Origin of the sequence: Longimicrobium sp., assembly GCF_036280135.1 — a bacterium.
Classification (GTDB): Bacteria; Gemmatimonadota; Gemmatimonadetes; order Longimicrobiales; family Longimicrobiaceae; genus Longimicrobium.
In genome coordinates this window covers 1-9,498 of sequence record NZ_DASURI010000741.1, presented here as the reverse complement: position 1 = coordinate 9,498, position 9,498 = coordinate 1, and the positions used below count along the sequence as shown (strand labels likewise).

The window sequence follows — 9,498 nt, the reverse complement described above, 5'->3', positions numbered from 1 at the left end:
GGAGCGGCGGCGGAACCATCGCGCTCGGCTCGGGCGGCACCATCTCCGGAAAGTCCGGCGACGGCGTGAACCTCAGCAGCACGGGCGCGGTGACCCTGCGCAACCTCGTTGTCTCGAGCGGTAGCGCGGACGGAATCGACGCGAGCAGCGTTGCGGGCCTGGTGCTGGACAACCTCCAGGTCACGGGGCACGCCAACAACCGCGGCGTGTTCGCGAGCGGTGTGAGCGGCCTGAAGGTGTTCCACTCGGAGGTCGGAAACAACGCCACCACAGCTTCGGCGGGATCCGGCAGCCTGTACAACCTGCAGCTGTCGGACGTGACGGGCACGGACTCGATCATGTCGAGCCACCTGCACACGGCCTACGGCTTCGTGATGCACGTGGCCAACAACAGCGGCACGCTCAACCTGCGGGTGGAGAACACGAACATCGTCGGCGCGACGAACGGCATCGCGGCCGGTGTCTACCCTGGCGGTACGTCGAACGTGACGACCAACTTCCAGGGCGACAGCATTGGCCACAGCTCGGCGCGCGGGCTGCAGAGCGGAACCACGACGGGCTCGTCGGCGACGTACAACCTGACGGTGAACGGCACGGCCTTCCGCAACAACTTCGTGGCGATCGACAACGCGCACGGATCGGGTGGCACCTACACGTTCAACATCACCAACAACAACCTGCAGACGAACGTCGCCTCGAGCGCGCAGGCCATCAACGTGAACCGCCTGGGCTCGCCCAGCTTCTCCGGCTTTGGCCTGTACTCGGGGACGATCTCGGGCAACACCATCGGGACGGCCGGAACGGCGAACTCGGGTTCGGACGTCGGCGACGGCATCAACGTGGAATCCAACGGCTCCGGCGGGATCACCCGTGTCGCGGTGCTGAACAACACCATCCGCGAAGTGGGCCAGCGCGGCATCTACGTGGCCGCCGTGGATACCGACATTGGCGGCGGGGCCGCGCCCACCCTGGAGGCCCGGGTCCAAGGCAACAACGTGACCAACATGGAAGGCACCGCCCTGCACGGGGTGCAGGCCCTGCTGGGTGCGCTGAGCACCGACAACCCGACCGTGTGCCTGAACATCAGCGGGAACACGGTGACGGCGCCGTTCAACGGCATCCGGGTGCGGACGAGTGGCCTGCCGTCGTCGACGCCCACGCTGCGGCTGCAGGGCTGGGACGGCGTGACGGCGCCGGCCACCTACTTCGCGAACCAGAACCCCGCGGCTACCGGCACGAACGGAAACGTGAGCTACTCGCTGGGTGGCGGCACGGTCAGCTCAGCTACCTGCACCACCCCCTGACGCCTCGCGCTCCCGTCTGTCTCACTTGAGGTCCCGCAGTGCTGCCGAAGGTGGTCTCCACCTTCGGCAGCACATGCGCCGCAGTTGCAGTTGCGGTACCCGCTCCCGCAGTGCCATCAGCCACCTGCCTCACGAGGAGACCGATGTCGGAACCATTCCTTTCGGAGATCAAGATCGTCTCGTTCAACTTCCCACCGAAGGGGTGGGCGTTGTGCAACGGTCAGTTCCTTCCGATCAACCAGAACCAGGCGCTCTTCGCGCTTCTGGGCACCACGTATGGCGGAAACGGGCAAACCACGTTCGCACTGCCCAACCTGCGCGGCCGCGCGCCGATCCACATGGGCAGCGGGCACACGCTCGGTGAAGCCGCAGGCAGCACCAGTGTGACGGTGAACATCCAGCAGCTGCCCACCCACACCCACGCGTTCATGGGGTCGGCCACTGCCGGCGATACCGCGTCTCCCGCCAACACGGTGCTGGCCTCCACGCCCGCGCTGATCTACCGGCAGCCGCCGGACAGCCTTACCACGCTCAACCCCGTCAACGTCACCAGCGTGGGCGGCAGCCAGCCGCACAACAACATGATGCCCTACCTGACGCTGAACTTCATCATCGCGCTGCAGGGCATCTTCCCCTCCCAGAACTGATCCGGAGACACACCCCATGGCACAACCCTACGTGGGCGAGATCCGGATGTTCGCCGGAAACTTCGCGCCCAACGGCTGGATGTTCTGTGAAGGGCAGACCCTGCCCATCTCGGAAAACGATGTCCTGTTCCAGCTCATCGGCACCACCTATGGCGGTGACGGCGAGGAGACGTTCAACCTGCCAAACCTCGCCAGCCGCATTCCCCTCCACATGGGAACCGGCCCCGACGGTACGACCTACCAGATCGGTGAGATGGCGGGTACGGAGCAGGAGACGCTGAGCACCCAGCAGATCCCCAACCACACCCATCCGCTGACGGCTTCCACGTCCGTGGGCAACGTGCAGCCGCCGACGAGCGGGGTGCTCGCCCAGTCGACGGTCGCGGACATGTACATCCAGGACTCGCCGGATTCGAACCTGGCGGCGAGTTCGGTTCAGCCGGCTGGTGGAAGCCAGCCGCATGAGAACACGCAGCCGTTCCTCGTAATCAATTTCATCATCTCCCTGTTCGGGATCTTCCCGAGCCAGACCTGAGGAGCGCCGACATGTCCGACCAGTTCCTTGCGGAGATCCGCATCTTCCCGTTCAACTTTGCTCCCACGGGATGGGCGTTCTGCGATGGGCAGCTCATGCCGATCTCGCAGAACACCGCGCTGTTCGCGCTGCTTGGCACGTACTATGGCGGCGACGGCAAGAGCACGTTTGCGCTGCCCGACATGCAGGGCAACGCGCCCATGCAGAGCGGGCAGGGGCAAGGCCTGAGCGAGCGCTTCCTGGGCGAGATGTCCGGCGTGGAGAGCATCACGCTTCTGCAATCGGAGATCCCGTTCCATACCCACACGGTTACCGCGATGGGTGGTGATCCGGGAACGCTCCAGGTTCCAGGGCCCGATCGCGTTCTCGCTCGCTCGGCCAACGCGACAGCGTACCAGACGAACACGAGCGCCAACCTGCAGATGATGGCGCCGCAGGCGCTGGCACTCGCGGGCGGCGGGCTGCCGCACAACAACATGCAGCCGTACCTCACCCTCAACTTCTGCATCGCGCTGCAGGGGATCTTCCCGCAGCGGCCCTGATCGCGGAACAAGAGCAGGAAAACGGAGCGGGGCGGCCCCAGGGCCGCCCCCTTCGCGCCTCGTTGAGAACACTTTGTCCGCAACCGTATCTTTGCCCAGCGGACCCGCCCGTTCCTCCCCGACCGACCTCCACCTCGCGATGACCGGCAGCATCACCCTGCGTCCCATCACGGACGCCGACATGGACTTTCTTCACCACCTGTACGCCACCACGCGCGAGGACGAGCTCCGACAGGTGGACTGGACGAACGAGCAGAAAGCGGCGTTCATCTCCCAGCAGTTCCACGCCCAGCACCAGTACTGGCGGGAGAACTACACGGACACGTCGTGGGACCTGGTCCTCCGGGACGGAGAGCCCATCGGGCGGCTGTACGTGGCGCGGTGGCGGGAGGACATCCGCATCGTCGACATCGCCCTCATGCCCGAGCACCGGGGCGGGGGCACGGGCACGCGCCTCATCCGCGCCCTCTTCGCCGAGGGCGACGCGTCCGGGCGCAAGGTCAGCATCCACGTGGAGATCTTCAACCCCGCGCGGCGGCTGTACGACCGGTTGGGCTTCGTCCAGGCCGGAGAGCGGGGCGTGTACCTGCTGATGGAGCGCCAGCCCGTGCCCGCCGCGATCAGCTGATCCGCGGGCCAGGGTAGCCGCCTCACCTGTCGAGGCGCGAAGACGCAGGGTCGCATGGCGGCCCTGCGTCTTTTTTCAGATGGGAACGGGGGCGTGTCCAACCACATTCCCGCCTTGTGTCGCGCCTTTGTTGCCGATCGATTGATCGTGCTGCGCATCCCTCTCCGGACGGAGGACAACCGCGGCACCAGCCCTGGGGACCAGGCGCAAGCTCCGGGACGCTGTACCTCGCGTGTCTCACTTGTGGCGGGATTGTCTCTGGATTACAAGGTTGGGCAAACATTGGATTCGTGGCTGGGGCCGGGCTTTCCCTGGACCGTTGGGGCGCAGTGCACGGGGGGCGGGGCGGGTCTGAATCCTGCCCCTTCGTGGCACCGCCGGGAACAGAAGCAGGCGTGCGCCTGAGTGCGCACGGCGGCTCCACCCTTCTCCCGGTTCTCTGCCCCGCATCGGAATCCGACAAAGTCTGTCGATCGCTCGTATCGCGCCAGCGACGGGACACATGCCGGAAGGTATTCGGGGCGTACGCCTGGCCTTACCCCCAGACCCTTCAGCTCGAGGATCCTCCATGTTCCGTTTGAAGTATGCCGCACGCGCGGCGCTGCTGCTGGCGGTCGCCGCCTGCACGAGCGACGTGACCGCGCCGGCCGCGCCCGGCGACGCCGGCCCGGCCCAGACCATCTCCGACGCGGCGCACAGCGGTGCCGTGCCGGGCTTCTACTTCCTTCCGCCCATGGTGTCCAGCCCCGCCTACAGCGGCACGTTCGACGCCGGGCTGCAGCCCCGCGTGGAGATCTGCCAGCTGGCGGGGACCACGTGCGCGGTAACGATCGCGCAGTACACTACCACGAGCGGCACGGGCGGCGAGCTGGTGAAGCTCACCTCGGGCGCGTACCAGGTGAACTGGCACACCAACCAGTTCGCGCTCGACCCCACCAAGACGTATCGCATTTCCGTCTTCGTGGGCACGTTCCGCCTGGGCTTCGCGGACGTGGACGTGGTGAGCTCGGGCAAGGAGCTCAAGAACGTCAACACGCAGGAGTTCATCCCCCTGCAGGACGGCCGCACGCTGCCCATCAAGTTCCGCATCGAGACGGGGATCGCGGGGCAGGTGATCGTCTCGCCGGACTCGGCGGAAGTGCCCGTGGGGGGGACGCAGCAGTTCACGGCCACCGTGCTGGACCTGCACGGCAACCCGCTCGCGGCGCCGGTCACCTGGTCGTCGTCCAACCCGCCCGTGGCGACGGTGGACGGCAGCGGGCTGGCCACGGGCGTGTCCATCGGCCAGGCGATCATCACGGCGACGGCGCAGGGCGCGTCGGACGGCGCCGTGCTGACGGTTGTCAACAACAACACGCCGCCGGTGGCGAACCCGGACACGTTCCAGGCGATCGGCAACGTGACGGTGCCGGTGGCCGCGCCGGGCGTGCTGGCGAACGACACGGACGTGGACGGCAACCCGCTCTCCGCCGTGCCCGGGACGATCACGACGGCCGCCGGCGGCACGGTCACGCTCACGGCGGACGGCAGCTTTACCTACCTGAGCCCCGCCGGCTTCACGGGTGAGGACAGCTTTGTCCACACGGTGACGGACGGGGTGGACTCGGTGACGGCGACGGCGACGGTGACCTCCGCCTACCGCGTGTGGTACGTGGACAACGCGGGCGCGGCGCCGGGTGACGGACGCGATACGTCCCCGTTCACCACGCTCAAGGCGGCGGAAGCGGCGTCGGCGACGGGGGAAACCATCTTCCTGCGCGCGGGCAACGGCACGTCGGCCGGGTACGACGAGGGGATCGTGCTCAAGACGGGGCAGTCGCTGACGGGGCAGGGCGTGCCGGCAAACGTGACGGCCACGCTGAACGGGCAGACGGTCGTGCTGCTGGAGGCCGGCGCGGCCCCCACGGTGACGAGCGCGGCGGGAACGACGGTGCAGGTCTCCACGAACAACGTGCTGCAGGGCTTCAACGTGGGCTCCGCGGCGGGCGCGGGGATCGGCGGGACGGGCTTTGGCACGCTGACGGTGGCGGCCGTGTCCGTGGGCGCGAACGGCGGGCCGGCCCTGGACCTGTCGTCCGGCGATGTGCTGGGCGCGTTCGGCTCGCTGTCGTCCAGCACGAGCACGGGCGCGGGCATCCGCCTGCTGGGCGTGGGCGGCAGCTTCTCGGCCGCGGGCGGGACGATCAACGTCACGGGCGGCGCGACGGCGGGCGTGGACGTGACGGGCGGTGCCGGCACGTTCTCCTACGATGGCGACATCGTGGCGACGGGGCCGCTGGCCGTCTCCGTGACGGGCCGCACGGGCGGCGCGCTCACCTTCGGTGGGACGATCGCCTCGACGGGCAGCGGCATCGCCGTGCAGAACAACGGCGGCGGCGCCATCGCCTTCAACGGCGGCACCAAGACGCTGTCGACGGGCGCGAACCCGGGCGTGCGGCTGCAGAACAATGCCGGGGCGGCGATCTCCTTCGGCGGCGGCGGCCTGGCGGTCTCCACGGCCGGCGCGACGGCGTTCGAGGCGACGGGGGGCGGCACCGTGACGGTGACGGGCGCGGGCAACACGCTCGTGAGCACGGGCGCGACGGCCCTGCGGGTGGAGAACACGACCATCGGCGGCGCGGGGCTGAGCTTCCGCAGCGTGAACGCGTCCGGCGGGGCCAACGGCATCGTCCTGGTGAACACGGGCGCGCTGAACGGCGTGCAGGTCACGGGTACGGGCTCGGCCGGCTCGGGCGGCACCATCACCGGGATGAGCGGTGACGGCGTGCGCCTCGCGGACGTGCGGAACGTCATCCTGTCGTCCATGTCCATCCAGGGTAACCAGGGCAGCGGGATCGCCGGCGCGAGCGTGGACGGATTCGCCCTCAACGGGTCCGTGGTGCTGAACAACGCGGACGATGCCGCGGCGGACGAGGCGGGGATCCGCTTCGACAACCTCTCGGGTGTGTCGTCCATCTCCGGGTCGGAGATCGCCGGCTCCATCGAGGACAACGTGCGGGTGGTAAACACGGCCGGCGTGCTGACGCTGTCCGTCACCGGCACGACCATCCGCGACAACTCCGCGGGTGCCGCGGGGCAGGACGGCCTCAGGCTGCTGGCCGGCGGCAACGCGCAGATGACGGTGAACGTTTCCGGCAGCGACATCCTGCGCAACCGCGCCATCGGCATCTCGTCGGCGACGGAGGGCGCGGGCGTGCTGCACGTGACCGTCACGGGTGGCTCGCTTCGCAACAACAACGTGGGCGTGAGCTTTGCCCACGGCTCGTCGGGCGCGTTGACCTTCAACGTGCTGAACATCCCGGTGATCACGGGCCAGACCGCGTCGCCCATCAACGTGAACCGTCTGGCCACGGCGAGCGCGGGCTCGACCTTCTCCGGCACCATCAGCGGCAACGTGATCGGCACGGCCGGGGTGACCAACTCCGGCGCCACGGCCGGTCCGGGCGTCCGCGTGGTGAGCAACGGCGTGTCGGGTGCCGTGACGGTCGCGGTGACGGGGAACACGATCCGCGAGGTGAACAACCGCGGCATCGACGTGCTGGCCCGTGACGGCGGCAGCACCATCAACGCGACCATCCGCGACAACAACGTCGTGCTGACCGCGGCATCGGCGCTGGAAGCGATTCGCGTGGATGCCGGCGCGCTCTCCTCCGACGCGGTCAAGGTCTGCGCCGACATTCGCGGCAACACGGCCACCACGCCCTCGCTGAGCGGCATCCGCGTGCGCCAGCGGTTTGCCGGCACTACGTTCCAGCTGGCGGGCTACGCCGGCGCGCCGACGGACAACGCGGCCGTGGCGGCGTTCCTGGCGAGCAACAACACCGCTTCGGCCACCTTGGCTGACAACGGTGGTCCGGGCTTCGTCGGGGTGGCTTCGTGCCCCACGCCGTGAGCTTCCGGCAGGGATAGGTGATGGAACGACGCAGGGCCGGACGTACCCCGTCCGGCCCTGCATCGTTTGCGTTTATCCTGGCCCGTCTGCCCCAGCGTCGCCCGCTCAGGTGAACACGGCCTCGTAGCGCATGCCGCGCTCGTCGGGGCCCAGGGGGGCCAGGAACAGCTCCATGGGCTCCATGTTGTCGTTCTCCACCCGGTAGATCATCTGCGGAAACACCGGGTTCTGCGGGACCGTGTGGAAGACGAGCGAGAACGGCGTGCGGTCGCGCCCGGCCGCCGCGCCCGGGCCCCACGGCGACACGTCGGTCAGCTTGGTGGGCAGACGGTTGCCGGCTTCGTCCACGATGTGAAAGACTTCGCCCAGCCGCGGCTGGAACGTTTCCATGGTAAAGGTCTCGAGCATGGGGCCGTGTGCGTGTGTTGAGATGTGGCGGATGGGCGGCGAGGCGCCGCGCGTCGGCGGGAGGTGCGCGTCGGGGCTGCCGCGGTCGTGACGACCAGCATCCGCCGCGGCAGGGCAGAAAGGTAGGGCGGATGCGGGGCCGTCCGCAACGGCACCGCGCGTCCCGCCCGCCCGCGCAATCCGGCGGAGATTGACGCCCGGAACCGGCGTGTCCGTCTGCCGTAAGCCGTTGTGAATCAAATTGATGTTCGGCCGCGTACGGCACGATACATCCGGTGTGGCCGCGCGGCGGCCCTCCCGCCCTCCTTCCCACCGAACTTCCAGGTGCGTCATGTCCGACCTGCAGACCCCGTCCAGCACCGGCTTGGCTCCCAACGTTGCCGGCGCGCTCTCGTACGTGCTGGGCCCCATCACCGGCATCGTCTTTCTCGTGCTGGAGAAGCAGAACCGGTTCGTGCGCTTTCACGCCATGCAGTCCACCCTGATCGGCGTGGCGCTCATAGTTTTCAACATCGTCATCAACGTGGTGCAGGCGATCCTCGTCCGCATCCCGTTCATCGGCTGGCTGTTCGCGCTGGGGCTGGCGATGGTCATCGGGCTCGCGAGCCTGGTGCTGTGGCTGGCGCTCATGTACCAGGCGTACGTGGGCAAGGAGTGGGAGCTGCCCATCGTGGGCGAGCACGCGCGCAAGTTCAGCGACGGCGGCATCGCCATGCAGTGACGGCCGGCATCCGCCGAGCTGCGGTTCCGCCGGGAACGAGAAAGGCCGGGAGCACGCCGCTCCCGGCCTTTTCATCATCCGCCACCATCCCGCCCGTCGGGCCGAATGCGTTGGACCGCTCGCCGTCAGCGTCCCGTGAACTCCGCCGGGCGCTTTTCCAGGAACGCGGCGACGCCCTCGCGCTTGTCGTCGCTGGCGAAGCAGGTGACGAACAGCTCCGTCTCGTACTGCAGGCCGGCGCCCAGCGGCATCTCGGCGGCGGCGCGGACGGCGGACTTGGCCATCTGCAGCGCCACGGGCGACTTCGCGGCCATCGACCGCGCGAATTCGAGCGTCCGCGCACGCAGCTCGGCCGCGGGGTGCACCACGTCGGCCAGTCCGATGCGCAGCGCCTCGGCCGCGTCGATGAGCTCGCCGGAGAGGACGAGCCGCATCGCCTGCCCCATCCCCACGACGCGCGGCAGGCGCTGCGTGCCGCCGCCGCCGGGGATGATGCCCAGGTTGATCTCCGGCTGCCCAAAGCGCGCCGTGTCGGCCACGATGCGGATGTCGCACCCCAGCGCCAGCTCGCATCCGCCGCCCAGGCAGAACCCGTTGATCATGGCGATGACGGGCTTGGGATACGCCGCCACCTCGTCGAACACGCGGCGCCCCGTCATGGCCGCGCGCTGCTGCAGGGGCGTGCGCTCGGCGAACTCGCCGATGTCGGCGCCGGCCACGAACGCCTTGTCGCCCGCGCCCGTGATCACCAGCACGCGCACGGACGCGTCGTCGCGCAGGGCGTCCAGCGCGGCGACGAGCTCCGCGCGCACCTGGGAGTT

General features: G+C 68.8%; 9 protein-coding genes. 7 read left to right on the top strand and 2 right to left on the bottom strand.

All coding sequences use genetic code 11. The features are described from left to right. The 6 genes from VFZ20_RS23970 to VFZ20_RS23945 all read left to right on the top strand — a co-directional run. A partial coding sequence (locus VFZ20_RS23970) for a hypothetical protein (protein WP_329686483.1) occupies positions 1-1,304 on the top strand: 1,304 nt, incomplete at its 5' end. A gap of 143 nt (positions 1,305-1,447) precedes the next feature. Further along, positions 1,448-1,951, top strand: coding sequence for a phage tail protein (locus VFZ20_RS23965; RefSeq protein ID WP_329686482.1), 504 nt, complete (start codon positions 1,448-1,450; stop codon positions 1,949-1,951). Between the two features lie 16 nt (positions 1,952-1,967). Next, the gene (locus tag VFZ20_RS23960; protein WP_329686481.1) at positions 1,968-2,486 is read left to right on the top strand and encodes a phage tail protein; all 519 of its coding nucleotides are present in this window, start codon (positions 1,968-1,970) and stop codon (positions 2,484-2,486) included. 11 nt (positions 2,487-2,497) lie between these two features. Continuing rightward, positions 2,498-3,028: a phage tail protein gene (locus VFZ20_RS23955; protein ID WP_329686480.1), complete on the top strand. Its 531-nt coding sequence runs from the start codon at positions 2,498-2,500 to the stop codon at positions 3,026-3,028. A 139-nt stretch (positions 3,029-3,167) separates the two neighbouring features. Beyond that, positions 3,168-3,656 (top strand): GNAT family N-acetyltransferase, encoded by a 489-nt coding sequence (locus VFZ20_RS23950; RefSeq protein WP_329686479.1) that lies wholly within the window; start codon positions 3,168-3,170, stop codon positions 3,654-3,656. Positions 3,657-4,224: 568 nt separating this feature from the next. Further along, positions 4,225-7,548, top strand: coding sequence for an Ig-like domain-containing protein (locus VFZ20_RS23945; RefSeq protein ID WP_329686478.1), 3,324 nt, complete (start codon positions 4,225-4,227; stop codon positions 7,546-7,548). A 105-nt stretch (positions 7,549-7,653) separates the two neighbouring features. Here VFZ20_RS23945 and VFZ20_RS23940 read toward each other — a convergent pair whose 3' ends face one another. Next, a complete protein-coding gene (locus VFZ20_RS23940) occupies positions 7,654-7,956 on the bottom strand; it encodes a DUF6916 family protein (protein WP_329686477.1) in 303 nt (100 codons plus the stop codon). Positions 7,957-8,287: 331 nt separating this feature from the next. Here VFZ20_RS23940 and VFZ20_RS23935 point away from each other — a divergent pair, with 331 nt between their 5' ends. Next, positions 8,288-8,677: a hypothetical protein gene (locus tag VFZ20_RS23935; RefSeq protein ID WP_329686476.1), complete on the top strand. Its 390-nt coding sequence runs from the start codon at positions 8,288-8,290 to the stop codon at positions 8,675-8,677. Positions 8,678-8,802: 125 nt separating this feature from the next. Here the strand turns inward: VFZ20_RS23935 and VFZ20_RS23930 are convergent. Continuing rightward, on the bottom strand, positions 8,803-9,498 hold a 696-nt coding region (locus VFZ20_RS23930), incomplete at its 5' end, for an enoyl-CoA hydratase/isomerase family protein (RefSeq protein ID WP_329686475.1).